This is a genomic window from Lacunimicrobium album, assembly GCF_052161635.1.
Taxonomy (GTDB): Bacteria; Planctomycetota; Planctomycetia; order Planctomycetales; family Planctomycetaceae; genus SXPC01.
The window spans coordinates 1947735-1973478 of record NZ_CP197413.1 but is presented as its reverse complement, the minus strand read 5'-3'; the positions used below and the strand labels follow the sequence as shown (position 1 = coordinate 1973478).

The window sequence follows — 25744 nt, the reverse complement described above, 5'->3', positions numbered from 1 at the left end:
TGACTTCGTTCGATAATCCGTCCACTCACATAATTGCCTGATGGAGAAGCGACTCATGATCGGAGATACCGAGAATTTCGTCCTCGGCATGATGGTCGCACTTTTCGGCTTCTGGTTCGGCTTCTCTATCGCAACCGCTTCCGCAATACAGCTTGGGCTCTTCGTGTATCGCTACTTAGAACGTCGTTGGCAGCTCAAGTCCCGCGCTGCGATACTCAAATGGAAAAACGCGATCGGATTATCTAGCATGCTGGTTATGTTGTGGGGGATTCTGGTTTTTGTTCTTCAGAATGCGACCGCAGAAATGTCTCGTGACTTCGATTCCGAAGCTTCGCTTTTTGAATTTCTGATCTACACGGTCCCCATTATTCCCTCACTGATCGTCGCATATCCTTTGCTGACATCCTTCTTACATCTCGACAAACAGGTCACCCTCTGGCTTCTTGGGGGTGTCTTTATACTCTTGCCACTCATCGTGATCTTAGGAATCGCGATCGGCGTGGTAGTCGCATATCCGATCGTTAATATGCTTTGAAGAAATGTGCCTCGCGCCAGACGTAAAAGGAATATCGTCGAATTGAAGATGAGATGTGTCCAAACGGTGATCTCGGCGACGTCTCTCACTGTTCCTTATTGAAGTAGAACTCATATATCGTCATGATACTGGACGTAAGGTCCACAGCCCGCACCGGGTGCAATAATCTCGTGTCCAATCTCTCAAGGCATGCTCAAAATAAACTTTCTCTGATGCTGTTCTTCCTCTTCCCCATCAACACCGACGCCCCCATCTACCACTGGCCCTTCGGCACAGTCGGACTGATCATCGTCAACACGCTCGTCATGATCTGGATGACACAGACCGGCAACGCAGAAGCCGTCCTCACCGATTACGGCCTCAGCTACGGCGACGGCCTTCACCCCATGCAGTGGATCACGTCCAACTTCCTGCACAACGGCTGGATGCACCTGATCTTCAACATGATTTTCCTGTGGTCGTTCGGGATCATCGTCGAAGGCAAACTCGGTTGGGGCCGATTCGTCCCGATCTATCTGGCGATCGGTGTTATTGAATGCTTCATCGAGCAATTGATGATGCTGAGAATGGGCGGAGAAGGTTCCGTCGGTGCCTCGTCCGTCATTTTTGGACTGATGTCGATGGCTCTCGTCTGGGCTCCAAAAAACGAGCTGACCATCTTCTTTTTCCTGCTCGTCGTCATCAAGCCCTTCATCAAGATCTTCGAAGTCAGCATCCTGAGCTTCTCGGCCTTTTTTATCGCGATGAATCTCGCCCTCGCGTTGCTCTGGTTTCAAGTCGGATTCGTCTCGTCCGAACTGCTTCACCTGATGGGAGGTGCCGTCGGCGGGGTCTTCGGAGTCATGCTACTCAAGCTCAAGGTCGTCGACTGCGAGAACTGGGATATCTTCGCCGTCATGAATGGCACCTACGGCAGTGAAAAGCCACACCCCCTCTCGATGTACCACTACGGAACCGATTACACCGTCAAACCCAACGTCAAAAAGCTGAAGTCAAAACGCAAAAAGAAAGTCCGGCTCACCACCGACGAACTGAAAGCCGCCGACCCACCCGTCAAAGACTCCAACCCCTACGCTGCGAGTTCAAACGACGAATCCCGCGTCAGCCGACGCAGCAAAGGTCTTGCTGCCATGCGCGAGTACCTCCAGGCCGGGAAAGTCAGCGCCGCCCTCAACGAGTATCACAATCTGCGACGCAACATTGGCGAATTCTCCATCAGTGCCCCCGACCTCCTCGCGCTCGGCGACGCCGTCTACAAAGCAGCCATCTGGGAGGACGCCGGCGACATCTACAACCAGTACGTCCACCGCTTCCCCGACATCGCCAGCGACGTCCGCGTCCGCTTAGCAGCCATCCTCGTCGAAAAACAACAACGCCCCATGGCTGCGCTCCGAGTCCTTGAACCGATCGGCCCCAAAGAACTCTCCCCCGACCTCGAAAAATACCGCGCCAAAATCGAAAAACGCGCCAACCAGCTCCTCGACGAAGGCGTCATCGAACTCGAAGGCCGAGCCTGGGGCGGCACTGCCTGATAATCAACAATGGAAATCTCGCCAGTATCGCTTTGCCTGAACCTATTTCACCGATAGATTCTCATTCCTGGCAATTTGCTTGTTTTCCTTATTGAAGCACTGCTTCGATCAAATCCGAAACCGTCTGGTGAGAATAAAGAATGTTCATTTTTGGTAGCGGGCAGAAAGTCGTCACTGTAAAACCACTCGGCAAGCGGGAATGTCCTGTCTGTGAACGAACACGCCCCTTCTCGCTACTTCTGCTATACACCTACTTTCACCTCTACTATTTCTTCACCTGGGTGACTTCGCGTAAGTACCACGCAACATGTGACGTCTGTGGCAACGGTGCAGCGATCAAACGGCAGAAGATCGAGAAACATCTCGATCGAGATCCTCTGCCATTCGTAACCCGTTTCGGTTGTCTGCTCTTTCCGTTTGCCGTCTTCGGCGTGTTGATGCTCATGCTTCTCGTCTTGGCAATCGTTGATCCTTAAATGGCCTCCTAACGACAAACCTCATCAATCGCCTTCAGATCATCCCCACCAATCAAATCCACCCCCTGCTCCTTGAGTTCCCGCCACACCACCTCACTCTCCGGTGTCCCCCAAAACCGCACCAGCCGATTTCGCGCATGAGCTGCATCCACATACGTCCTCAGCTTCTCCTTCTCCTCGGCAGGCATCTCCCCTTTCCCCTTCCACGTAAACATCGACGACCAGCTCGTACTGATCCACGGCATCACGTGCGCCGGCAAGTCACTCTGAATCGCTCCCGGCCTCCCATCGATCCCCGCATAACAAACCGCCTGCTTCTGCATCGTCTCCCCGGGAATGCTCCCGCTGATCACAACCGTCACCGCCCCCGGCGTCCACACCCCATCCCGACGCACCGACAGAATATCCGCATACGCCTCCAACTGCTCATGCACCGCCTGATACGTACTCTCAGCCTCCGTCTTCAGATCCACCAGCAGAAAGAACTGCTCCTGCTCTTTCAGCACCTTCCCACCATTCTTTTTCACCCGCTCCCGCAACGGCTTCAGATACAGCTCCTCGAGCGTCTTCTTCGAAGAAATCGCCTCAATGGACGTATGCCCCACCAGCAACTCCCCTTGATGCAAAATCACATCCGCCTCCACACTCCCAAATCCCAACTCGAGCGCATCCAGCAACGGTCTCCCATGCAGATAATCATTATGCGCATGCTTAATCACCCCACGCCCGTCTGCAGGCTCCTGCCCAACGAGACCGATGACATCTGCAACCAAAATAACCACAACCAGAAGTAGCATTCGAAACATCATCACTCTTCACTCTTTCTCGAACGCTAAGGGCAAGGCTCCCTCCGAACCGCTGTCCCGCGCTCCAACACTAAGGTCTACAAATCGTCGCCCCGTCTCACACCGTTTGAGAGAAACTTCGCGTATCCATACGAACTCTGTGCGACGCGAGAATCTCCGCGGGGATGATCATTTCATTAAAACGGCCATTCCACAAGATACTTCGCCACCGCAAAAACGCTGACCCTGCACGTCGTTGGCATATTCCCGGACAGCGTGAATCGCTACTATAATGGATGCGTTGCTTTCTTCATCCCTTGTGAGGCCGGTCCGTTATGTGGCACGTCAGCATGGTCTGCATTATTTCCAGTTACGCAGTCTCGCTGCTGCTGGAGACGATGCGTCTACTGCGAAATGCGACCTGGATGTACCCTCTGTCATTACTGATGACGGCGGCAGGTCTGCTCGCGCATACAATTTATCTGGTCTCCCGTTCGTCTCAAGCCAGCTTGCCGCCACTGGTCGCATCCAGCTATGACTGGTTTCTGGTTCTCGCCTGGGTGATGGTGGTGGGGTATGTCAGCATTTCGCTGGTCTATCGGAAGACACCGTACGGAATCTTGTTTTTGCCGCTGATCCTCCTGTTGGTCACTGTCTCACTGCTATTTCAAAGTTCACCGCAGCCGGTGGTCCGAGACTTTCGCGTGCTGACGATGGTGCATACGGCGTCCCTGGTGTTTGCGTTTGCAGGTGTCTTGTCTGCGATCGTTCTGGCTGTCATGTATCTGCTGCAGCATTATCGCTTGCGTTCCGGGAACGCCTTTCTGAAACGCTTTCACCTGCCAAGCTTAGAGCAGCTGTCCCGATGGAATCGTGGCGCCGTCATCATCGCCGTTCCGCTCCTGACTGTTGGCGTTGGGTCAGGAATTCTGCTCGGTTTGCGACATCCGGAGAAACTACCCCACTTCTCGCTGTTCGACCCGCTGATCGCTGGTTACCTCATTTCCTTCGCAATCATGCTCGGCTTGTTTATTCGCCTCCTCACCACGCCTTCCGGGACAGGAAAGCACATGGCCTGGATGACCATCTGGGTTTGCGGCTTTCTGCTTCTCTCGGTTGTCGGACTACAGATTCTCTCAGGAGCCAACGTCAGTTCCAACAACTGGCACGGCGGTTCTTGAACCTCCCTCCATAACCGACCCGCCTGTTTTCTTTTCTTCCCAAGCCGTCCGTACGACGAACATCTTTGACCATCACAATTTTTGACGACCGTATTTTTGACCAACGCACTGAGATTTGATTCGTGAAAGTCAGCGTGACCTATTGTAACCACGAGACCACCAGTGTCTCGTTGCGCGAGAAGATCGCGTTCGCCAGCGACGATGACTTCGCGCGGGGTTACGAAATCATCCGCAGCCACTTCCCGAATCATGAATGCGTCATCGTCTCGACATGCAACCGAATCGAGTTTTACCTCGCAACCGATCAGCCGGAGATTACCTGCCCCAGTGTCGACGACTTCGTCAAAACAATCTCACTCATCCACGACGTTTCCCCCGAAGACTACCAGACCGCCTTCCGTCAGCAATGCGACGATCATTGCCTGCTGCACCTGTTCGAAGTCGCCAGTTCGCTCGACAGCATGGTGCTCGGAGAAGACCAGATCGTCCATCAGGTCAAAGCCTCTTACCTGAAGGCACAGAACTATATGGCTGTCGGAACGGGGCTGCATCACCTGTTTCAATCAGCACTCAATGTCGCCAGCACCGTGCGTAAGAAGACACGTCTATCCGAAGGAAAGACGTCGATCGCGTCTGTTGCAGTCGGTGAGTTCGGACGAAGTATCTTTGCCGACTACACCGACAAACAGGTTCTCGTCATCGGTGCCGGTGAAATGGCAGAGGAGGCGTTGAACTATCTTCGCGAGGCTGGAGTTCGCAATACGGTTGTCATCAATCGAACGCAGGAAAAAGCAATCAAGCTGGCCGAGACGTTCGGCGGAACGACAGCCCCTTTCGAAGACCTCGACAAGTATCTGGCGTCTGCTGACATCATCATCGCCGCGACCGGCGCATCATCCGCCTGGCTGACTGCTGAGCGGGTCTCAGTGGCTCGCAAAGCCAATCGGACGAAAACACAGTTCATTCTCGATCTGGGAGCCCCTCGCGATTTCGCGGACGATGTCGGTCGACTCGATGACAACCTGTTCTTGTACAACATTGATGACCTGGAAGAGGTCTGCCAGAAGAATCGCGAACTACGAGTCAAAGAGGTTGCCAAGGCCCGCAAGATGATCGAAGACGCGGCGGCGAAGTGCCTCGCGCAACTCCGGCAACGTAACGCGGCTCCTGTCATCGCCAACTTGCGAACGCGTTGGGAGCAGATCGGCAAGTCGGAGTACGATCGTCTGACGTCAAAACTGTCTCATCTGCCGGCCGAAGACCTCAAACAAGTCGAGATCACAGTCGATCGAATCATTAATAAACTGCTTCACACACCGATCGAGGCGATTCGCAAACAATCGCTGGAAGAATCGCATGAGTCTTTCGTCGATACACTCAAACGGCTTTTCCATCTGACGGATTAAGAACGAGACCGAAACCGCCTTCACAAGAAATGTCGAAGAATTCCGACCAGTCACCGCTTCCCCTGCTCCGTTAAGGACTATATTCTGGGGGAGAAACATCAACCTTCACCGATCAATGAATGGGAGACGCTCCACATGTTGACTCGACGGTCACTCCTGACCCTGGCCTTGTGTACGCTCGCAGTATCGCTTTCCAGCGCCTCTGGTATCACCCGGGCCGATGAACCACGTATTCTCTTTGTGACGCAGTCAAAGACCTTCGTCCACAACCCGGTCAAACGAGCCAACGGCGAACTCGCATCGTCTGAAATCGCCATGCGTCAATTAGCCAAGGAAAAAGGCTACAAGATCGACTTCACTCAGAATGTCGCAGAAGACTTCACGGTCGAGAAACTGAAGAACTACAACATCATCATGTTTTACACGACCGGCTTCCTGCCGATTTCCGACGAAGCCCGGGATTATTTCATCAATGACTGGCTCAAGCAAAAAGGTCACGGGTTTATCGGCGTCCACTCCGCATCAGACACCTTCCACAGCGCCGGGAATAAGGAAGAGAACGAAAAAGGCCGCTGGTACTGGGAAATGATCGGCGGCTCGTTTGTCAGCCATCCTTGGACGGCTGGTGATGATGTCGTGCTCGCGATTCATGAACCGACCAATATCTTGATGAAGCCCTTTGGAGAAGAGTTCAAGATTCGTGACGAAATCTACATGTATCACAACTGGCAACCAGAGTCGGTCCGCGTCTTGATGAGCCTGGACATGGCGAAGACCAAGAAAAAGAATCCACGGCACGTTCCGGTTTCATGGATTCGCAGCTGGGGCGATGGCCGCATCTATTACAACAACCTGGGCCACAACGATACGACCTGGGCCAACCCGGCGTATCTGACCTCGATCAACTCAGCCATTGAGTGGATCAATGGGAAGTTCGATCTCGAGACAACGCCGAATCCTGAGGTCTCCGAGCAGCAGGAAGAAGCTGCGAAAAAGGCAGCCGGTTAGTAAAACCGTCGTCTTAAAGAACAAATTCAAAATGCACGTGGCAGCCGCCTTCGGACTTCCACGTGCATTTTTCGTTTTTTCATCGATCGCGCGACATCTTCTTCGTTCGGAAGACAAATTCATGATGTTTTCAGATCAATAACGACGAACTGGCAGCGAATTTAAAGATTCCTGTCATCTATGTGAAACTTGACGACGTACGACTTGCTGAGAATTTGAACTATCGCGGGATGCGACAGATCAGATAAACTTCATGCCTGTCCACTGTTTGGAAAACGGGTGCTGCATTATGGAAGAGATGATGTTATTCGGTGAATCGGAATCGGCGACGAGCCCGCCCGCCAAGCCAAGACGCTGGCCAATGCTCCTGGCAGCTGTTCTGGGCGTAGCGATGATCCCCATGGGGTTTTATTGCACAGAAAAAATGAATCAACTGGGAAACGCCGCGATCCCGCCCAAGTCATTTGCATCAAAGCCATCTCATCTCCGGAGGATGCAAGTCCATTCGCAGGCGCAATCTCTGCAGGTCGTGGAGGAAAATGATGAGCCGGAACAGATCTGGGGCACCTGGGTCATGAATTACTATGGCCCGAGATACCTTCAGATCAACCCTGATCACACAGCTCGTCTGGTCAGTTTTCCAGACATGCTGGCGCAGATGGTACTCGGGACCAAGCGTCTTGATATTAACTGCAATTGGACACGTGACGGCAACCGTATTCACTTCAAGATGGCTGATGGAACACCCGAGAATGCGTTCAATTACGTCCTGAAAACATGGGGCAATACGCTGCCATATGAGTTTGTTTCGGTCAGTCCGGAAACATTGACATTCAAAGACCTCAGCGATGGAAAAATGGACGTCTGGTCTCGCACTGACTCCATCCCGTCTCTGCACCTGATGACTGAGAAGCCCTCGGAAAGTTGAGGGCAGCCGCTGTCAATCATGCCGGAAACTGACGTCTCGTTTGACATTGAGGCGAATATTAACAATGCTACGAGCAATCAGATGAAGTCTCCTTCGTATCTTTTGATTGCTCGAAAACGCCCTCATGATTGCAGCCAACACGAATTCCACATCTCACTGGCATCAACTCGCTGACTCGGTCCTCGATGGTCATTCGCTGACTCGCGAGGAAGCCAAGGGGATCCTCGAATGCGATGATGTCGAGATCCTTGATCTCCTCGCTGCAACGTACAAGATTCGCTACCGCTACCATCAGAACAACATTCAGCTGTATCAGCTGAAGAACGCCAAGAGCGGGCTCTGTCCGGAAGATTGTGGCTACTGTTCTCAGTCGATCGTTTCGGATGCGAAAATCGACAAGTATGCCTGGCTGAACGAAGAAAAACTGATGGCAGGTGCCCGTCAGGCCAAGGAAAACCAGGCGCGAACCTACTGTATCGTGGCCTCAGGTCGCGGGCCGACGAATCGTGAAGTTGAGCACGTCTCAAAAGTCGTCGAGAAAATTAAAGCGGAAACCGGTCTGCACATCTGCTGCTGCCTGGGACTGCTCAAGCCTGAACAAGCCGACCGCCTCAAAGCGGCTGGTGTCGACCGCATCAATCACAATTTGAACACCAGCAGAAAATACTACGAGACCATCTGCTCGACACACACCTACGAAGATCGCATCGATACGCTGAAAATCGCTTCGAATGCCGGCATGGAACTCTGCAGCGGCTTGATCGTCGGCATGGGGGAGACGATTGATGACATCGTTGAAGTCATCATGGAACTCAAGCAACTCAACGTTGAGTCGATCCCGGTCAACTTCCTGAATTCGATTGATGGAACTCCTTTGGAAGCCGTCAAAGAATTGAACCCACGCTACTGCCTCAAGGTTCTGTGCCTGTTGCGGATGGCTCATCCTCGAATTGAAATCCGCATCGCTGGGGGACGCGAAATCAATATGCGTTCCATGCAGGCGTTTGGGCTCTATGCAGCCAATTCTCTGTTCGTCAGCGACTACCTGACAACCAAAGGACAACTGCCTGAAGAAGACCATCGCATGATCCAGGACATGGGTTTCGTCATCGATCAGTCGATGCCCGTGAAGACCTGCGAATCAGCTTGCTAAATCCCCGTAGGGGCCGCTCTGTGGGCCAATGACCAACATGCGATGCAGATAATGCCCTGTTGGATGTTGAATAAATACTTATCGTAGCAATCGGCAAGGTCGCGGCTTACGGTCCGCACAGCAGACCCTACGATTCGACTGTGGCCCAAGTAGCCGAGTAACGATGAAACCGTTTGGCGAGCGCTTTGGGTTGCTCAGCGAATAGGCGGTTTGACAGCTCGAACGCGTCCTCTTGTAGCTGCTTGCGTCGGTTGGCGATCAGATGGGAAGCCGCTTGTGTCTGCTCGCTGTCATCGCCTGGCAGATGTGTCTTGAGAACTGCCAGGTCATGGTCATCACCGAGGAGTTCGGTGAGTTGATCGAGTTCGTTGCTGACACATTCCATGACCGCAGGCCAGAGTCGTTGGAGGAAGCGAGTGTGATACCAGTGATACTTGGCTTGTTTACGGAATTCGTGCCACTGCTCGTCGGTTCCCTCATTCTGCACCTGCTGGAAGGCGGTCACCGCTTGCGAATAGGTCGCCTTCAGCCCCTCGATCAGATCTGCTTCCTTTGAGTCTTTACAGTTCCATGTGCTGATACGCTGCATGGCGCCGCGCAACTGCTGAATTTGCTCAGCGATATGCGGCGTCATCGCATCGAAATGACTGGCATTGGGCAACTGAGCTTCGAGCCAATCAATGACGTTGCCAAACTCAGACTTTCTGCAGACATGACGCAGCTTGCGAACCGCTTCTTTCAGCGCATCGGAGTCACGACTCGATGAAAATGTTTTCGCAGCATCTCGATACCAGGCGTTTTCGGTTTTGTAGTTCGTCAGCCAGGGTTTGCCTAATCGCAGGATCGCGCGAATTTTCTTGCAGCGTTTGCGGAAGTCGTGAATACGTTCACTCAGCGCTTCCGACTCGTCTCCTAATTCCGACACGGCAATTTCAGCTTGATCGCGGACCGTGCGTTTGATCGCTTCGAGCGGTGATTCGTGGCGTTTGAGATGAAAACTCATGAACAAGTCTCGGGCAGTCATGGTGTCATGCGGATAGGTTCACTCTATTTTCTGGCGTGCAGCAATCAATTGCCATCAAAAAGTTGAACAGAGACTGCGCATGAAAAAAGCCCCTGTCATGTTCTGACCGAACAAGACAGAGGCTTTGTCGTTTTCGCAGACGCCGTTAGCGTCCGAGTGTGAAATCAGGGAGGTGAATGATCTTTCCACCCTGCATCGCTGATTCGTGAGCACAGATGCCGACGCAGGTCCAGTTGGCACTGGTGACCGCGTTCGGCCATGGATCGCGATCTTCAGCCAGAGCCGTCAGGAACTCATTAACGAGGTGCGGGTGTGAACCGCCGTGACCGCCACCCTGAATGAACGAAAGGTGCTCGGTGTCGTGAATTTCCTGTGGCAGAGTGAACTTGCGAATTGGCTCGGGAAGCAGGTGAGCAAAGTCCGGCACTTCTATTTTCTGGGCGATCTCGTGCTCAGGTTTCTTGGCCGTGTGAATGACGTGAGGCTCGTTCTCGATAAGCGTCCACTCGAAGCTCTTCTTCGTGCCATAGACATCGAAGCTTTCGCGATACTGGCGAGCGACATCGTACAGGAATCGCCAGATATGCGCGGTCAGTTCGGTGTCTTTGATCTTGATGTGGCATGACTGGACCGCGAACGGGTTACCAGACTTCTTGGCAATGTCTTCGCGAACGCGTCCCGAACCGAAGCAACTGACATACTCAGCCAGCCCGTTGACCAGTCCCAGGCAGGGACTGACGACGTGCGTCGCGTAGTGCATCGGGATCATCTTCTGCCAGTAGTCCGGCCAGCCGTCCATGTCTTGCGGGTGGGACGCAGCCAAGTGCTGGATATCGCCCAGTTCGCCACGCTCGTACATGTCTTTGATGAACAGGAATTCGCGACTGTAAACAACAGTCTCCGCCATCATGTACTTCAGGCCAGTGTCAGCGACTTTCTCAACAACCTTCCGACAGTCATCCAGAGTCGTTGCCATCGGGACGGTGCACATGACGTGCTTCCCGGCTTCCAGAGCCTTGACTGACATCCAGGCGTGATCAGGAATCGGGCTGTTGATGTGGACGAAATCGATCGAAGGATCTTCGAGGACCTGCTCGTAAGTCGTATAGCGCTTCTCGATGCCGAACTCATCGCCGACTTTATGGAGCTCCGATTCGTTACGTCGACAGATCGCCGAGACGTTTCCGAGCGGGTGCTCCTGATAAATCGGAATGAACTCGGAGCCGAAACCCAGCCCGATCATCGCGACGTTGAACGGCCGAGATGGTGAGGCGGGTCCGCCTGTTCGAGGTTTGAAGGATTGATTGATCGTGGTCACTGTGAATCACTCCCTGAGAATGATCGATTGTGCTGAATTGACGTTTCCGAATGAAACCCGGCCCGCTGTCTCTATGTTTCGTCAAGTTTTAACCAAAGTCGATACTTTTAACGAGATAGTGCTTTCGGATTGGGTTTATTTTCTTCACCTGACAAAGCAAGCTCGACACTCGTATTGTTCTTGTCGAACGTATGGACGAGTTCGCTTTTGTCATTGTATTTGGAAGGGATAATTTGAACGATGATCGGAGTCGGCGGAACACCTTCGTGTGTTTTGGGCTGATCACCGATGTGCTTTTGTGAAATGACCTGAATTCGATTCTCGCCCGGTGTGACGCGAGTCGAGAAACTGCCATTGGAAATGGTTGTCGCTGAAGGGTTGCCTCCTGCTGTCGGATAGAATGTGATGTATCCCTCACTCAAAGGGGATCCATTCCAGGTGACGCTGCCAGAGGCGGTCATTTTTCCATCATTGGCTCCGCAGCCAACGAAAGTCAGACTTGTCATCGAGAGGAAAAGACAGGCAGACAGTTTCGCGTAGAAGTTCATGATCTCAACCCAGTGCAACGAAGTAAAAGTCTTGGGGAAACCCTTCAGAACTTTGTCTGAAGGGAACACTCATCAGTCACCACGGGCGACCTAGAACTCACCAACAACTTGTCCGTCGCTGCGTCCGCCGAGTGAACGCCAGACTCGCGAAACATCGATATTTTCTGAGACGAATCGAACCGATCCATCTCCCATGGCTGTTTGTACGCCGCCTTTGTGAAGACTGCGAGCAGCATTACGTTGATCCCAGAAGGCCTGATCCCAACCAGTTTGCTGGCAGAGCTGTGAACCGACTGCACCAGTCAGGCGTGTGTAACAACGAGGCATCAAGTCCGGCACTGGGCTGTTAGGACCAGTGAAAGTCGTGAAGCCCGATCCACCGGTCGTCAGAGCCAAACCCTGGGTGCAGTGTCCAGGGAATTCCTGTGGAGTAATGATTTCACTCAACAAAAGTGTATTGGAAAGTCCGTCAGTACAGTCTGCGAATCGAACACATCGGTCGATCCGGAACAAGCCTTCTCCAACAGGGACGGTTACAGACGGATTCGTAGGATCTGTCAGCGTCCGGGGAAGTTGATCGGTTTGTCCATAACAGACGACGTAATTATACATCGGCTGGCCCCAGGGCTGACCTGGGTAGACGACGGCCGTGTCGTCCGTCGGACACAGGAAGGACGGAATCTGCGTACTCTTCAACTGGGGAATGTTTTGATCGATGAAGAAAACGCCGAGATTTGTCTGATCGTACAGGGCCGATTGCTCAACGAACGGGAAGATCCGCGGCATCCAGGAAAACCCATCGATCCCACCTTCGTGTGGCTGGATCATTCGTCCCCAGCTCGGACGATAGTAAGTCGCCAGTGCCCCGAACGGCAGAGTGTTGTAGACATCGTGATAGTTGTGCATCGCCAGGCCGATTTGCTTCAGGTTATTCTTGCAAGTGCTGCGTCGCGCGGCTTCGCGGGCCTGTTGAACAGCAGGAAGAAGAATCGCGACGAGAGTCGCAATGATGGCAATCACCACCAGGAGTTCAATCAAAGTAAAACCGGACCGTCGTGAAGCTCGTGACATGAGAAACTCCTGAGAGCATGTGAAAAGGATCGGGTCTGGCCAAAAATTACCGTCGGAGACAACTTCCGAATTACGCAAATCAAAACGCCAGACAACCCTATTTTCACCCAGCGGATCGCGAATATCAATGAGATCTTGCGCAATCCGGCTTTCATATTTAACATCACTCACGACATGATACCTTGATGTATCTTGTCAGTGGTTCTCAAACATCCAATGGCCTGGCATCCCCGTCGCCACCATTTTTATCGGCGCCCGCTGGTTTCTGCTGGGGGGCGTCTATTGTCCGCCTCGACAGCTTTCGGTGCGGGATTTTCTGTCCCCTTCAGCTCGAAGGTCAATGATTCGCCGGACCCGTTAATATCGGCAGTCAGAACAGAGTTCTGATTGTACTCCTGTGGTATGTACTGATAGCTGATCACCTCGTCAGCACTACGTCCCCCAGGAACCTTCACATCCTTATAAGCAACCACACCGACATTTTTCTTGCCAGTCTTGACCCGTGCGGTGAACGATCCGTTGACCACATCAGCGGCGTCGGAAGACTTCTCCGCTTCAACGAACGAAATTGTTCCTCGTTCCAGAGGTGCACCATTCCACGTGACGCTCCCTGTCACCTGAACCTTACCATCGGATGCACCACAACCACTCAGACTGATCAGGAACAAACTCATTACACAGACGATGTTCTTCACGTCCCGACTCCTCTTTTTGCGACAGCAACTGATCGAAAGGTAAAAAATGAGGGCGGCCAATCGACATCGGCCGCCCTTCAAGACTCATGCAAACAAGCTTTTAGAACTCGCCGACGACTTTCCCGTCCTGACGACCAGCCAGAGCATGGTGAGTCCCAAGATCGATGTTGTCACTGATAAAGCGGACTGACCCGTCGCCGAGGGTGACTTGAGCACCACCCTTGTGGAAACTGCGGAGCGTGATGATGGCATCCCACCAGTTACCGGCGATCCCGGCTTGAGCTGGGTTCTCTCCGCCGATCTTATTGTAGCCGTTGGCCACGATGTCCTGATTTTTGGAGTTTGGTGTGTAGTAAGCCGTGAAACCAGAGCCCATGTTCTGGTGGACTCGTCCCATCCCCGTCCAGGTATTGACGGAATCTGGGGTGATGATTTCACCCACCATGTAGGTATTGCTCAAGCCATCGTTGACGTCTCGGAGCTTAGTCCACTTGTTGAAGAACTCGAACATTCCTTTCTGAAAGGTGATGTTCACGCCGTTCTGGGTCAGGTTCGATTGGTCGTAGTCCGTGTTCCCCATATTGACAGGATAGTTTCTCATCAGACCAGACCAGGTCGCATTGCCTTGTTCGGTAACGAGAATCGAATCGGATGGACAATGAAAGACCGGAATCTGAGCATCCCGAATCACGTTATTGACAGTGGCACTCCCCTCGAACAAGAGTCCCCAGGTGATCGTGTCATACAGAGCGCCTTGCTCCAGGAACGGCAGGAGTCGGAAGGCATAGCCTGGACAGCCGCGGTGATCCCAAAGTCCGCCACCCCAGTCACGACATTGACTAATCGCCTGTGGCAGATAGTCATACGTGTCGTGGTAATTGTGAATTGCCAGCCCCAGTTGTTTCAAGTTGTTCTTGCAGCTGCTGCGTCTGGCCGCTTCTCGGGCCTGTTGCACAGCTGGAAGAAGAATAGCCACTAGTGTCGCAATAATTGCGATGACAACTAATAGCTCGATCAGCGTAAAGCCACGATTGGAAGATCTGGACATCGACATGCTCCCGATAGGAAAAGAATGGAGGGTCGTAATGACGACCGAAAGAACAGCTGCCTGAATTGCGGATAGATGTGAAGTACGGCATTGCCATTATCGTAATTCACGAGGAACGCATCAATGAGATCTTGCGCAAACTTACTTTCATATTTTACGTTAGCTGACTAAATGGCTTTCCCGAACTCATAAGACGTCTGACCAGTTACTTTTTACTTGGTTTGATTCTCTTGTAAGCAACTTTCGTTCTGACGTCAGCTCGAAATCCCTGTGTAACTCAGATGCTTCTTCCCGAGCAAATGTGACCAGAAAAACACAGTTGTGCCATCGCTGTTTTTAGATATGATCAATTCTCTACTTGCTCTTTGATAGATCTTCTTTCGTTTTTCACAGCATCTGCTCTGAAAATTGGTTTCGCATCAAAGTCATTTTCTGTCGTCTGCTCTCGTCAGAATTCACTTATGAAATCAGTCGCACTGCTCATTGAGTCATCCAATGCCTATGCTCGCGGTCTCATCGATGGAATCATCGCCTGGCAGCGTGAACACGAACTTTGGTCGATGTACGTTCCCGAGCAGGAACGCGGGGCTGCTCCTCCCGAATGGCTGAAGACCTGGCAAGGCCACGGCGTCATCGCCCGCATCGAAACCAAGCAGATTGCAGAGCATCTCGAGAATCTCCCGATCCCTGTTGTCGATGTCAGCGCCGCTCGCCATTTGACGAACCTTCCCTGGGTCGAGACAGACGATTCGCAGATCGCGTCGATGGTTTTTGAGCATCTCAGAGACAAACAGCTCACAAACTTTGCCTACTGCGGCGAACCATTCTTTGGCTGGTCCCAGGAACGCGAGCGACGATTTGCAGAATGCGTCGCCTCGGTTCGCGGGAAATACTTCTCACTCGACCAGAAATCTCGTCTTCAAAGTGGCTATTCATGGAACGATGAGCGATCTGCCCTGGAAAATTGGCTGCGACAGCTTCCCAAACCAGTCGGTATCTTCGCAGCATACGACATCAAAGGTCAGCAGATCCTCGATGCCTGTCGCGATCTCCAGTTTGCAGTTCCTGAACAAGTTGCCGTCATCGGCGTTGATAACGATCAGCAGCTCTGCGACCTTTGCACCCCCCCGTTAAGCAGCGTCATCCCCGATTCCCGTGGGGCGGGCTATCGGGCCGCAAGCCTGCTGCAGGAGATGATGGACGGGAAAGCGGTCTCGAATGCGGGGATGCTCATGCCCCCGGTCGGCATCGCGGAACGACACTCGACCGATGTCCTGGCAGTCGATGACCCCATCGTCTTCGAGGCGTTGCATTATATCCGTCGTCAGGCCTGCGAAGGGATCCAGGTCAATGATGTCGCAGATCGCGTCGACGTGTCACGCCGGTCACTCGAGTTTCGGTTCGCTAAAATTCTCGGACGCAGCCCTCACCAGGAGATCGAGCGAGTCCGGATGAACCGCATCAAGCAACTTCTGACGACCACAGAACTATCACTACAACGCATCGCCGAAAAGACCGGTTTTCCCAACCCCGATTACATGGCAACCGCCTTCAAACGCGCCAACGGCTGCTCTCCTGGCGAGTTTCGACGACGCCAAACCTGATCAGACCTGCAAAACCAATCAGTCGAAATGCGGAAAGGGTCATTGAGAGTCTAGACGGGACCGGGGAAGATGCGTGACATGAAAAATGCCGCGCCTTCGAGTGACTGGCATTCGCGCTCGCTGACCTCCTGAACTTGATGCTCCGGAACTGGACTTCCTCATGACTCTCGTCCTCCGCTCGTTTTCTGCTTTCTACGGTCGCCCCAAGATCGTTCCTCGCCTCCTGGCGATCCTCATCCTCCTGACGATCCAGACGGCTGCCTCGGCTGGTCCGATCTGGGTGGCTGTCTATTGTCATTCCGACCCGACGAAAAACGCTGGCCCGCTCAATCTCCAGCGTTTCCTGACATCTGAGAAGGGATACCGCTGCGAGATCATCACGCCCGAAGAAATCCAGGAAGGTCGCCTGAAAGCCTTCGACGTCCTGATTGTTCCAGGCGGCTCAGGCAGCAAGCAGGCTGAAATGCTCGGCGAAACAGGTCGTGAGAATATCCGGACCTTCGTCAAAGAAGGCGGCGGATACATGGGGATCTGCGCGGGATCTTACCTGGCATCGTCCGACTACAGCTGGTCGTTGAACCTGATCAATGCCAAAGTCTTCGACCGTGCTCACTGGGCTCGCGGGACAGGCGATGTCCAGCTCAAGCTGACCACAGAAGGCCAGAAGCAACTCAAAGAAGGTGCCGAAGAAGTCACCGTTTATTACGGCCAAGGCCCGCTCCTGGTTCCAGACGACGAACCAAACCTCCCTCAGTACGAAGCACTCGCTACCTATGCCACTGAAATCGCCAAGAAAGGCGCTCCAACGGGCGTCATGGTCGGCACAGCCGCTATCGCTCGGACGACCTATGGCGAAGGCAAAGTCATGTGCTACAGCCCGCACCCGGAAAAAAGCGATAAGACCGAACACCTCATCTGCGGTGGGCTCGAATGGCTCGTCGGCAATCCGGATGTCCTCAAGACCATGACCAACAAGTCGGTCGAAGACGAAGAAGCTGGCAAACAGTAAGCGAAACCGGCATCTATAGAGTATGATCAATCACCGGCGAGGAACGCATTCTTGATCCCCGCCGGTGACTTCGTGTACCGACCGCGCCACCACTTCCTGCTATTGTCCACTACCTCAGGAGATGACTCTTGAATTTGCCCGCCCTGATTGCCTGCCTGCTGCTCTGCCTGACCACGTTCACGTCTTCATCAAACGCTCAGACGGTTGCCACGAGTTCAACGGTTCCTTCGCCTGCCGATCACCTGGGACGCGCTGTCGGGACCGATTTCCGGCTAGCTGACTGGACCGAAGTCTCCGAATACTACGCCAAGCTGGACACTGCCAGCGATCGGGTCCTGGTGGAGAAGATTGGCCAGACGACCGAAGGCAGGGACTTTCTGCTGTCGATCATCTCCTCGGAAGAGAACATGGCGCAACTCGATGCCCTGCGAGCCTATGCCCACCAGATCTCCCATCCCAATCAATACACCACCGCAGAAATCAGCAACGCAGTTTCCAAAGGCAAGATCATTGCCTTCATCACATTGAGTATGCACTCGACGGAAACCGCCTCGACCGAAATGGGGATGCAGTTCGCCTATCAACTCGCGACCAGCAACGAAGAACCATGGCCGACGATTCGTCAGGAAGTCGTCGTCGTCATTGTTCCGTCTCTCAATCCTGATGGCATTGATCATGTCGTCCGCTGGTATCGTCAGCACGTCGGCACTCCTTATGAAGGAGCCGATTTAACACGTCTCTATCAATACTACACCGGTCACGACAACAACCGCGACTGGTTCTCCTTAACCCAGGCCGAAACGCGCTTACTCACACAACAGCTCTACCAACGCTGGTACCCACAAGTTCTCTGGGATGTCCACGAATACGGCAGCGGTACTCAGGAACGCCTCTTCCTCCCTCCGTACCGCGATCCACTCAATCCAAACATTGATCCCGCCATCGTTGCAGGGATCAATCTGCTGGGAACTCGTGGGACAGCAGACCTGACTCGCTCGCAACTCCGCGGCGTCGCGCAAGGCATCGGCTACGACGCCTGGTGGAACGGAGGGAATCGCTCGGTCCCGTGTCGTCACAATATCATGGGCATCCTCACGGAAGCGGCATCGGTCAATATCGCATCCCCCATCTTCGTGCCACTGAAGAGCCTGAAGGATCCTCTCAAGCGAAAAGACTACCAGCGCTCCGTTCAGTTCATCGATCCCTGGGAAGGTGGCTGGTGGCGACTCTCGGATATCATCCGCTACGAAACCGCTTTCGGCACCTCCCTCCTCTCCAGCCTGGCGCGCGAACGCAGCTACTGGCTTACTAACTCGCTGGATGTCGCCAAACGCGCAGTGGCACTCCCTCCCGGGACAAGCCCTGTCGCCTGGATCATCCCTTCGAATGAAACGAACAAGGGAAGCGTCGAACGTCTCGTCGATATCCTGCTTGCCTCGGGGATCGAGATCGATCGCGCGGATAGTGTCATCACGGCTGATGGTCGTCAATATCCCGCCGGCAGCCTGATCATTCGACGCGCCCAGGCTTACGGCAATTACGCCAAAGACCTTCTCGAAGTCCAATCCTTCCCCAGTGACGTGAAACCCTATGACGTCACCGGTTGGACGCTGCCACCGCTGTTCGATGTTCGCTGTATCGAAGTCGCTTCAAAACTCGAATGTGATTTGAGCCCCGTCACGACAACCAGTAAAGCCATGACGTCGTTCGTCGGCGATCCTCGCCTGGCGCGTGCCCCTGCGGGCAGCCTCAACATGAGTGATTCCGGATCATGGAAGCAACTCTTTACATCCCTGAAGGCCGGTCAGCAGTATCTCGTTCCACTCGATCAACCGGCAGTCGGGCTTTTGCTCACAACAGCAGCCAGTGATCAGCCTCGCTATAACGGCCAGAGCACCAAGCTCACCGCCATGCCACGTGTCGGTCTCTATTCCCCCTGGAGCGCCAGCATGGACGAAGGCTGGCTGCGCTGGCTCCTCGATTCGACGAGTATTCCGTTTCAAACCCTGAAGAATGAGACGATCAAAGCCGGCCGCCTGCGTGATATCGTCGACGTCATCATCATTCCCGATCTCTCCGATGCGACTCTCAATCACGGTCGCGATCCCGGCACGCTGCCCGGCAACCTCGCAGGCGGGCTGGAGAATATCGGCATCGAAGCACTCGAAGAATTCGTTCTTCAGGGTGGCACGCTGATCGGAACCCAGGGCTCTGCAGAATGGCTGCGAACCACCTTCGACCTCCCCTTCTCCGAGATCACTGCAGGCGATAAAGAATTCCTCTGCCCCGGCAGCGTCGTGCGAGCAGAACCAACATCATCCACATTGACGAAAGACATGCCCGCCAGCACCTCCATCTTCTTCTCGTCCTCAAAAGCCTGGACGCACGACACCAAGAACTCCACAAACAAACGAGTCGGCACGATCACAACACACCTGAATTATGCCCCGCGCAACGTCCTCGTATCGGGATACATTCAACATCCCGAGACCATCGAAGGCTCCGCCGCCTGGGTCGAAGCCAAATACGGCGATGGCCAGATCCACCTCTTCGGCTTCCGCCCCCACTACCGAGGCTGGACCCAGGGCACCTTTCACCTGCTCTTCCGAGCCATGCTGCTAAATCAGCCAGCGACGAAGTAAGGTCGCTGCGGGTTCTTAAGACCGCGAACGTCCGTTTGAGTCGCGTCTTCGAATACGAATCCCTAAACGTAGTCAGTCACTCATTCTGCCCCTTCTCCCTTGAGGGGAGCCGTATTTCGCCCCTTCTCGCTTGAGGGGAGCCATATTTCGTCCCTTCTCCCTTGAGGGGAGAAGGTGTCAGCGCTTCGCTGACGGATGAGGGTGGGCGCTAGGCAAGAGCACGCATACGAAATCTCTAAAACGAGCAGGCTAGAGTCAGAGTCAACAGCTGCCCCCCGCCATTGCGAGTCCACTTTCATCTCCAACAAAACACCTAAGGCGTCGGCATATAAACCTGCGAAGCCGTCGCGCGTCGGTACTCCCCCGGCGTCTCCCCAGTCGCTTTCTTAAAGAAGCGAATCATGACTTCCTGATACGCAAACCCGCAGCGATGCGTCACTTCTGAAAGCGGAAGCGTCGTGTTCCGAAGCAAATGCTTAAGTTCGTTCAACCGAATCTGTCGAATCTCTTCCGCAGGCGAGCGATGCAGGACCTTGCGAAATCTCTCTTCCAGCGAACGTCGCGAGATATGCAGCGACTTCAAAAGATCCTCAACGCCGATCGGCGAGGAGATGTTCTCCTTGATATAGCTGACGGCCTTCTGCACGATCTCATCGCCCGCGAACGCCGTGTCCGTCGAGAGGGCTTCTGCAACCCCTTCCGGCTCAATCAGAATCGGCGATACAGGCGGAGCTTCGCCGTCCATTAATCGCGACAGCAACGCCGCCGCTTCATAACCAACTGCTTGTGGACGCTGCATCACATGCGAGATTGGCACCGGCGAAAGCGCCGAGAGTACCGGATCATGTTCGATCGCCAGGACGGCAACATCATTCGGGACATCAAAGTGCTGATTCACCGCAGCCACAACAACTTCACGAGCCACGATCGATGACCAGGTCACAATCCCAATCGGCTTAGGCAGCGAGCGAATCCAATTGACCAGATGCTCGCGCTGGTCATCCATATCAGGCGACTTGCGACTCTCATCGGGCTCGAATCGAAAGACACGATTCCCCGGCTTATTCGCCAGTGCAGCGACTTGTGGATAGACCAGATCCTGATAATTCAGATACGTCTGTGGCCCCACATACCCGAAACTCTGGAAGCCTTTTTGAGCAAAGAAACTCGCCGCGAGCCTGCCGCAGGCCGCCTGATCCGACATCACCTTCGGCATCTGCGGAGTATGATCACCATGCCAGGAAATATTGACCGCAGGCAGATTCCGCTCCAGCACCGAATCTCGCAGAAAAGCACTGGCAAAACGCCCGATCGCACCATCTCCCTGCCACGTGGGCGGGATGGTCATTTCTTGATTGAGCCCACGAGGCTGCAGCCAGAAGTCCCAGCCGCCGGTGTCGCGTGCAAAGGCAGCGATCCCTTCGTGGACCTTGCGCGACCAGTCGCTGGCGTTGAGCACCAACAGCGCGACTCGACGAAGCTGTCTCGTTGGATTCGTCGGTTTTATCATGATTCAAAGTCTGGGAATTGTCATGCCATAAGGTGAGCGGCCCGGGCATAAACATTGACGGGAGAACACACTTTGTCGACATCGGGGATGTGTTGATAACCGTCGCCTGCGTGACACACAGTGATCAAAAAGCTGCAAAATTTGTCTTCGGATTTGCGCATCTGATCATTGGGAGTCATCTGCAGGGACCGTATTATAAGTCCAACGCTCACATGTCAACAGTTGAATTGACGCCTGATCCGGGAGAATAAGTAGTTCAGCCCAATTGAAACGGCCACTCCGCTTCGACTGATTTGACCTGCCCCTGCGATCAACAGACGCACACACCACGGCGTCTTCGCTTTCGACATTTCGCGATTCAAACGATGGACTCCCAAACGTGATGCAAACCGCCATCTACCGCTTCCTGATCGCTACGCTGACGATCTTCCTCGTCGTCGATTCCAACAACGTCGAGGCCTGCACCACCGCCGTCATCAGCGGCAAGGCGACGATTGATGGACGTCCGCTGTTGTGGAAGAACCGCGATTACAGCGTCATCGATAACGAACTCATCGTCATCGACGGCGGCAAGTTCCGCGGCATCGCCATCGTCAACAAAGGCAGCAACAAATCAATCTGGATGGGCTGCAATGATCAGGGCTTCTGCATCGAGAACTCGGTCACTAACGATCTCAAAGATCCGTCAGCCAAAGGCGGTCTGGGCAATGGTTCCTTCATGCTCAAAGCCATCCAGACTTGCTCCAACATGACTGACTTCGAGACGCTGTTGAAAGAAACAGATCAGTCAGGACGCGCCACCACCGCCAACTTCGGCGTCATCGACGCTCAAGGCGGAGCCGCAATTTTTGAGACCTCTCCCAAGTCACATAAGAAATTCGACGCTAACGATCCAACGGTCGCTCCTCACGGCTTTGTCGTCCGATCCAACTTCAGTTTCGAAGGACAAAAACTGGAAGGCTGCAGCGTCTCGGGCGACGGCAGCGAAAACATCACGGACGCCGCTCAGAAGAACTTCGAGAAAGTGCAAGCGAACGCATCGGGCCAGCGTTTTCTTCGCGCTCGAGCTCTTCTGACCGACGCCGTAGCGGACAAGGTCTCTGCAGAGTTCATCCTCAAAAGCTGCATGAAAGACATGGCCAACGAAGAAGGCCAGGCATTTGATGGAACTGTGAACGGCAAGCCCGCCCCCCTTCCAGAACTGATTCCGACCGCAACCACGATCAGCCGGACGACAACGGTTTCTGCCTGCTGCTTCGTCGGCGTCAAACCTGGCGAAGATCCTTCCTTAACAACAATGTGGTCAGTCCTGGGCGATCCTAAATTCTCTCTGGCTGTCCCTGCCTGGCCGAACATGCCCGCGACTGCAAAAGTCATGAATGGCGGCACCTCGAAAAACGGCAGCTCCCTGTGCACCGATTCACTCGCTCTGCGAGCTTTCTACTTTGATAAGTCTCGCAAAGGCATTCATACCAACGGCCTGTCCGAAACCTTCGAGCAACTCGGCAAAACCCAGGACTACATCATCACTGCCACCAATCACCAACTGGAATCATGGCGCAAGTCAGGGATCAACCAGAAAGCCGCTTTGGAATTCCATACCTCCATGGCCAAACAAGCGGCGACGTCTCTGGCCAGGCAGGTCAAGCGTCACGCCAGCCGACCGCCGATCTTCACTCCGCTCCCCGCGGATGCCGAACCCGTTGACGAAGAAGCAGAAAGTGAACAGCCAGCCGCGGCAGACACTCCTGCCGTCTCGTCAAATCGTTGATCAGTTTCGTCCAGAACATCCCGATGTTCTCGAAGGCGATCAAGTCACCAGCACAGGAACTGCCTGAGTGTACCGAACCATCGAGCCAATCGTCCGCCCGACCTTTGCAGAACAATCTCCAGAACGCATCCGCGACATCCAGACCGTGCTCAATCATCTGAGCATGGACGAGCGTCTTGCGCCTGTTCGCTACCCCTGGACAGACCTGACTTCCAAGGATTTCCCGCTTCATCTCGTCGGCTTTGGCAGTCTCATGAGCCGCGTCTCAGCCGAACGCACGCTTCACAAGACCGATCATTCCCTCTCTCGCCCGGTCATCGCCTTCGGCGCAAAACGCGTCTACAACTATGTCATGAGCCCCGCGAGTTTGAGTCGTTACAACGTCGAGACTCTGCCCTACGAACGCGGCGTTCTCAACACCTTCGCGACTGGCCTGGCAACCGACTACTTCAACGGCGTCTCCATTCGCATCCACCGAGATGACTTCGCCCGCTTCACGGAACGAGAATTCGCCTACGACCTCATCCCGGTCGTCACACTTCCATGGAATAACCCACACGGTCCCCTCGAACTCGCCTATTCACTGTCCTGCCGCGAAGAGTACTTCGAGGGGCGACAAATGCTCTCCAACGAACTCGTGCCACACCCGTCTTACCACGAGTTGTGCGCCAACGCCTGTCGAGAGATCTCCAACGACTTCCTCGCATGCTTCGAGCAGACCACCTGGGTAGCAACCGACATCACCCCCGTCTGGAACCCGGCAGCCTCTCCCGCCAAAAGCAAACTCGCGGTGTCTTAGATGCAGTCTTCTTGTTCCTCGTAGGGTGCTGGTGAGGCTTTGCGAACCGCACCAAATGTGGGATCGAGTCTCGTTTTGGTGCGGTTCGAAGACTCACCAGCACCCTACATTTCTTGCATAACGGGAATTAGAAGACTGGCTCTTAGACTCATCACTATCGCAATCAACCGCTTACTTCTTTAATCCCCGCCAACGCTCAAAGGCTCCGACCGTCGCCTGATCAACCATCGGCTCAAACCGCTTCATCGAACTCGACCGTCGAATCACCTCGCGAATTTCTCCCAGCGACCCAATCGCCCCGCGAGTTCTCGCTTGAATGAGCACGTTCCCCAAAACCGTCGACTCTGTCGGTCCCGCTTCCACAGCAATCCCACACGCATTCGACGTCAGCTGATTGAGCAGTTCATTCTGCGACCCGCCACCGACAATGTGCAGCGTCTTCACCTGGAACCCCGTCAGTGACTCCAGCTCTTTCAAGACGTCCGCATACTTGAACGCCAGAGATTCCAGACAGCATCGAATCAATTGCCCGGGCGTGTCCGGCGTGGGCTGTTTCGTCTCGCGACAGAACGACTGAATCGCGTCCACCATATTCTCCGGCGACAGAAACCGCCCATCATTCGGATCGATCAGACTTCGATACGCCTCGGCTTGTCCCGCCAGTTTGACCAGATCCGCATAACTGCGATCAGAACCATCGGCATCAAACTGCTTCTTGCATTGCTGCACCAGCCACAGCCCCATGACGTTCTTGAGGAGCCGATACGTCCCGTCGACGCCCCCTTCATGCGTCACATTGAACTTCACTGCCTGCTCATTGACATACGGCCGATCCGTCTCGACCCCGACCAGCGACCAGGTCCCCGAGCTGATATAGGCCCAGTTCCCTTGCCCTGTCGAAGACGTCGGAATCCCCACGACAGCCGCTGCGGTATCATGCGTCGGCGGTGCAATGACATCGATTCTCGAAAGACCCGCGTTCTTCGCCACTTCCTCGCGCAACGCTCCCAGCTTCGTCCCTGGTGGCACGATTTTCGGAAACATCTTCCTGGGAAACCCGAACTTCGCAATCAGATCATCATCCCAGTCACCCGTCTCAACGTTGACGCACTGCGTCGTCGTCGCATTCGTGTACTCCACCACTCGACTGCCACACAACAGCCAGTGCAAACAGTCCGGCATCATCAAGATCCGGTCACACAGTTCGACCAGTTCCGGCTGGTCCCGCTGAAATGCAATCAACTGATACAGCGTATTGAAGACGAGGAACTGCAGCCCCGTCCGCTGATAAATCTCCTTGCGGGAAACTCGTCCCCAGGCCGCTTCCATCACCCCATCATGTCGATGATCGCGATAGCAGACCGGCTGGCCCAGCATCTCATCGTTCTTATTAAACGGCACATAGTCGACCCCCCAGGTATCGACCCCGACCGAAACAATCCGACTGCCAAACTGCTCCCCGGCCTTCTTCAACCCGCATTGAATCTCATACCACAGTCGCAACACGTCCCAGCGCCAGCTCCCCGCCACCCGCACCGGAGTATTGGGAAAACGATGGACTTCAACAAGGTTGACGGTCTGGCCATCGAAAATCCCGGCCATGACACGACCGGACTCAGCCCCTAAATCGACCCCGAGGTAGACCTGTTGTTCCACTGTTTGTTTCCACATTGTTCTGAAAAAGTTGGTGGATTCTGGAAA

The 25744-nt window shown here is 54.1% G+C and carries 22 protein-coding genes; 13 read left to right on the top strand and 9 right to left on the bottom strand.

The annotated features are described in order from the left end of the window. The first annotated feature begins 55 nt into the window (after nucleotides 1-55). The 3 genes from SH248x_RS07845 (at nucleotide 56) to SH248x_RS07835 (ending at nucleotide 2543) form a co-directional block, all read left to right on the top strand. Nucleotides 56-535: a hypothetical protein gene (locus SH248x_RS07845; protein ID WP_459557976.1), complete on the top strand. Its 480-nt coding sequence runs from the start codon at nucleotides 56-58 to the stop codon at nucleotides 533-535. Between the two features lie 212 nt (nucleotides 536-747). Continuing rightward, a complete protein-coding gene (locus SH248x_RS07840; protein WP_459557975.1) occupies nucleotides 748-2067 on the top strand; it encodes a rhomboid family intramembrane serine protease in 1320 nt (439 codons plus the stop codon). Between the two features lie 140 nt (nucleotides 2068-2207). After that, nucleotides 2208-2543: a hypothetical protein gene (locus SH248x_RS07835; protein WP_459557974.1), complete on the top strand. Its 336-nt coding sequence runs from the start codon at nucleotides 2208-2210 to the stop codon at nucleotides 2541-2543. 8 nt (nucleotides 2544-2551) lie between these two features. Here SH248x_RS07835 and SH248x_RS07830 read toward each other — a convergent pair whose 3' ends face one another. Further along, on the bottom strand, nucleotides 2552-3340 hold the full coding sequence (locus tag SH248x_RS07830; protein WP_459557973.1) for a phosphatidylinositol-specific phospholipase C/glycerophosphodiester phosphodiesterase family protein: 789 nt from the start codon (nucleotides 3338-3340) through the stop codon (nucleotides 2552-2554). A gap of 323 nt (nucleotides 3341-3663) precedes the next feature. Here SH248x_RS07830 and ccsA point away from each other — a divergent pair, with 323 nt between their 5' ends. From ccsA to bioB, 5 genes are all read left to right on the top strand, one after another. After that, nucleotides 3664-4509 carry a cytochrome c biogenesis protein CcsA gene (gene ccsA / locus SH248x_RS07825; protein ID WP_459557972.1) on the top strand — a complete coding sequence of 282 codons (846 nt, stop codon included), beginning with the start codon at nucleotides 3664-3666 and terminating at the stop codon, nucleotides 4507-4509. A 134-nt stretch (nucleotides 4510-4643) separates the two neighbouring features. Further along, complete coding sequence (gene hemA / locus SH248x_RS07820; protein WP_459557971.1) at nucleotides 4644-5915, top strand: glutamyl-tRNA reductase; 1272 nt, start codon at nucleotides 4644-4646, stop codon at nucleotides 5913-5915. A 135-nt stretch (nucleotides 5916-6050) separates the two neighbouring features. Further along, nucleotides 6051-6923 carry a ThuA domain-containing protein gene (locus SH248x_RS07815; RefSeq protein WP_459557970.1) on the top strand — a complete coding sequence of 291 codons (873 nt, stop codon included), beginning with the start codon at nucleotides 6051-6053 and terminating at the stop codon, nucleotides 6921-6923. A 298-nt stretch (nucleotides 6924-7221) separates the two neighbouring features. Next, nucleotides 7222-7851 carry a hypothetical protein gene (locus tag SH248x_RS07810; RefSeq protein ID WP_459557969.1) on the top strand — a complete coding sequence of 210 codons (630 nt, stop codon included), beginning with the start codon at nucleotides 7222-7224 and terminating at the stop codon, nucleotides 7849-7851. A 124-nt stretch (nucleotides 7852-7975) separates the two neighbouring features. Then, entirely contained in the window at nucleotides 7976-9004 is a 1029-nt protein-coding gene (bioB, locus tag SH248x_RS07805) for a biotin synthase BioB (protein WP_459557968.1), read from the top strand. 127 nt (nucleotides 9005-9131) lie between these two features. Here bioB and SH248x_RS07800 read toward each other — a convergent pair whose 3' ends face one another. From SH248x_RS07800 to SH248x_RS07775, 6 genes are all read right to left on the bottom strand, one after another. Then, the gene (locus SH248x_RS07800) at nucleotides 9132-10007 is read right to left on the bottom strand and encodes a CHAD domain-containing protein (RefSeq protein WP_459557967.1); all 876 of its coding nucleotides are present in this window, start codon (nucleotides 10005-10007) and stop codon (nucleotides 9132-9134) included. A gap of 166 nt (nucleotides 10008-10173) precedes the next feature. Further along, nucleotides 10174-11271 (bottom strand): Gfo/Idh/MocA family protein, encoded by a 1098-nt coding sequence (locus SH248x_RS07795; protein WP_459558595.1) that lies wholly within the window; start codon nucleotides 11269-11271, stop codon nucleotides 10174-10176. A gap of 182 nt (nucleotides 11272-11453) precedes the next feature. Further along, nucleotides 11454-11894, bottom strand: coding sequence for a hypothetical protein (locus SH248x_RS07790; protein ID WP_459557966.1), 441 nt, complete (start codon nucleotides 11892-11894; stop codon nucleotides 11454-11456). 90 nt (nucleotides 11895-11984) lie between these two features. Next, nucleotides 11985-12965 (bottom strand): DUF1559 family PulG-like putative transporter, encoded by a 981-nt coding sequence (locus tag SH248x_RS07785; RefSeq protein WP_459557965.1) that lies wholly within the window; start codon nucleotides 12963-12965, stop codon nucleotides 11985-11987. Between the two features lie 245 nt (nucleotides 12966-13210). After that, a complete protein-coding gene (locus SH248x_RS07780; protein WP_459557964.1) occupies nucleotides 13211-13660 on the bottom strand; it encodes a hypothetical protein in 450 nt (149 codons plus the stop codon). 100 nt (nucleotides 13661-13760) lie between these two features. Next, a complete protein-coding gene (locus tag SH248x_RS07775; RefSeq protein WP_459557963.1) occupies nucleotides 13761-14708 on the bottom strand; it encodes a DUF1559 family PulG-like putative transporter in 948 nt (315 codons plus the stop codon). A 461-nt stretch (nucleotides 14709-15169) separates the two neighbouring features. Between SH248x_RS07775 and SH248x_RS07770 the strand changes: the two genes are divergently transcribed. The 3 genes from SH248x_RS07770 to SH248x_RS07760 all read left to right on the top strand — a co-directional run bounded on the left by SH248x_RS07770 (nucleotide 15170) and on the right by SH248x_RS07760 (nucleotide 19963). Then, the gene (locus SH248x_RS07770; RefSeq protein ID WP_459557962.1) at nucleotides 15170-16312 is read left to right on the top strand and encodes a XylR family transcriptional regulator; all 1143 of its coding nucleotides are present in this window, start codon (nucleotides 15170-15172) and stop codon (nucleotides 16310-16312) included. Between the two features lie 160 nt (nucleotides 16313-16472). Further along, complete coding sequence (locus tag SH248x_RS07765; protein WP_459557961.1) at nucleotides 16473-17321, top strand: BPL-N domain-containing protein; 849 nt, start codon at nucleotides 16473-16475, stop codon at nucleotides 17319-17321. 128 nt (nucleotides 17322-17449) lie between these two features. Then, nucleotides 17450-19963, top strand: coding sequence for a M14 family metallopeptidase (locus SH248x_RS07760; RefSeq protein ID WP_459557960.1), 2514 nt, complete (start codon nucleotides 17450-17452; stop codon nucleotides 19961-19963). A 313-nt stretch (nucleotides 19964-20276) separates the two neighbouring features. On the opposite strand, the gene SH248x_RS07755 is transcribed toward SH248x_RS07760, so the two are convergent. Next, nucleotides 20277-21473, bottom strand: a complete 1197-nt coding sequence (locus SH248x_RS07755) for a helix-turn-helix domain-containing protein (protein ID WP_459557959.1) — start codon at nucleotides 21471-21473, stop codon at nucleotides 20277-20279. 382 nt (nucleotides 21474-21855) lie between these two features. Here SH248x_RS07755 and SH248x_RS07750 point away from each other — a divergent pair, with 382 nt between their 5' ends. Together SH248x_RS07750 and SH248x_RS07745 are read left to right on the top strand one after the other, a co-directional pair. Then, nucleotides 21856-23244: a C45 family peptidase gene (locus tag SH248x_RS07750; RefSeq protein ID WP_459557958.1), complete on the top strand. Its 1389-nt coding sequence runs from the start codon at nucleotides 21856-21858 to the stop codon at nucleotides 23242-23244. 67 nt (nucleotides 23245-23311) lie between these two features. Further along, nucleotides 23312-24043 (top strand): hypothetical protein, encoded by a 732-nt coding sequence (locus SH248x_RS07745; RefSeq protein ID WP_459557957.1) that lies wholly within the window; start codon nucleotides 23312-23314, stop codon nucleotides 24041-24043. Between the two features lie 171 nt (nucleotides 24044-24214). Here SH248x_RS07745 and rhaB read toward each other — a convergent pair whose 3' ends face one another. Beyond that, entirely contained in the window at nucleotides 24215-25699 is a 1485-nt protein-coding gene (rhaB, locus tag SH248x_RS07740) for a rhamnulokinase (RefSeq protein ID WP_459557956.1), read from the bottom strand. Nucleotides 25700-25744 lie beyond the last annotated feature (45 nt).

Coding starts and splice junctions, on each gene's coding strand:
- SH248x_RS07835 (WP_459557974.1), top strand. CDS start 2,208: ATGTTCATTTTTGGTAGCGGGCAGAAAGTCGTCACTGTAAAACCACTC.
- SH248x_RS07775 (WP_459557963.1), bottom strand. CDS start 14,708: ATGTCCAGATCTTCCAATCGTGGCTTTACGCTGATCGAGCTATTAGTT.
- SH248x_RS07790 (WP_459557966.1), bottom strand. CDS start 11,894: ATGAACTTCTACGCGAAACTGTCTGCCTGTCTTTTCCTCTCGATGACA.
- SH248x_RS07750 (WP_459557958.1), top strand. CDS start 21,856: ATGCAAACCGCCATCTACCGCTTCCTGATCGCTACGCTGACGATCTTC.
- ccsA (WP_459557972.1), top strand. CDS start 3,664: ATGTGGCACGTCAGCATGGTCTGCATTATTTCCAGTTACGCAGTCTCG.
- SH248x_RS07815 (WP_459557970.1), top strand. CDS start 6,051: ATGTTGACTCGACGGTCACTCCTGACCCTGGCCTTGTGTACGCTCGCA.
- SH248x_RS07755 (WP_459557959.1), bottom strand. CDS start 21,473: ATGATAAAACCGACGAATCCAACGAGACAGCTTCGTCGAGTCGCGCTG.
- SH248x_RS07845 (WP_459557976.1), top strand. CDS start 56: ATGATCGGAGATACCGAGAATTTCGTCCTCGGCATGATGGTCGCACTT.
- SH248x_RS07810 (WP_459557969.1), top strand. CDS start 7,222: ATGATGTTATTCGGTGAATCGGAATCGGCGACGAGCCCGCCCGCCAAG.
- SH248x_RS07785 (WP_459557965.1), bottom strand. CDS start 12,965: ATGTCACGAGCTTCACGACGGTCCGGTTTTACTTTGATTGAACTCCTG.
- SH248x_RS07770 (WP_459557962.1), top strand. CDS start 15,170: ATGAAATCAGTCGCACTGCTCATTGAGTCATCCAATGCCTATGCTCGC.
- SH248x_RS07765 (WP_459557961.1), top strand. CDS start 16,473: ATGACTCTCGTCCTCCGCTCGTTTTCTGCTTTCTACGGTCGCCCCAAG.
- SH248x_RS07840 (WP_459557975.1), top strand. CDS start 748: ATGCTGTTCTTCCTCTTCCCCATCAACACCGACGCCCCCATCTACCAC.
- bioB (WP_459557968.1), top strand. CDS start 7,976: ATGATTGCAGCCAACACGAATTCCACATCTCACTGGCATCAACTCGCT.
- SH248x_RS07795 (WP_459558595.1), bottom strand. CDS start 11,271: ATGATCGGGCTGGGTTTCGGCTCCGAGTTCATTCCGATTTATCAGGAG.
- SH248x_RS07830 (WP_459557973.1), bottom strand. CDS start 3,340: ATGCTACTTCTGGTTGTGGTTATTTTGGTTGCAGATGTCATCGGTCTC.
- SH248x_RS07800 (WP_459557967.1), bottom strand. CDS start 10,007: ATGAGTTTTCATCTCAAACGCCACGAATCACCGCTCGAAGCGATCAAA.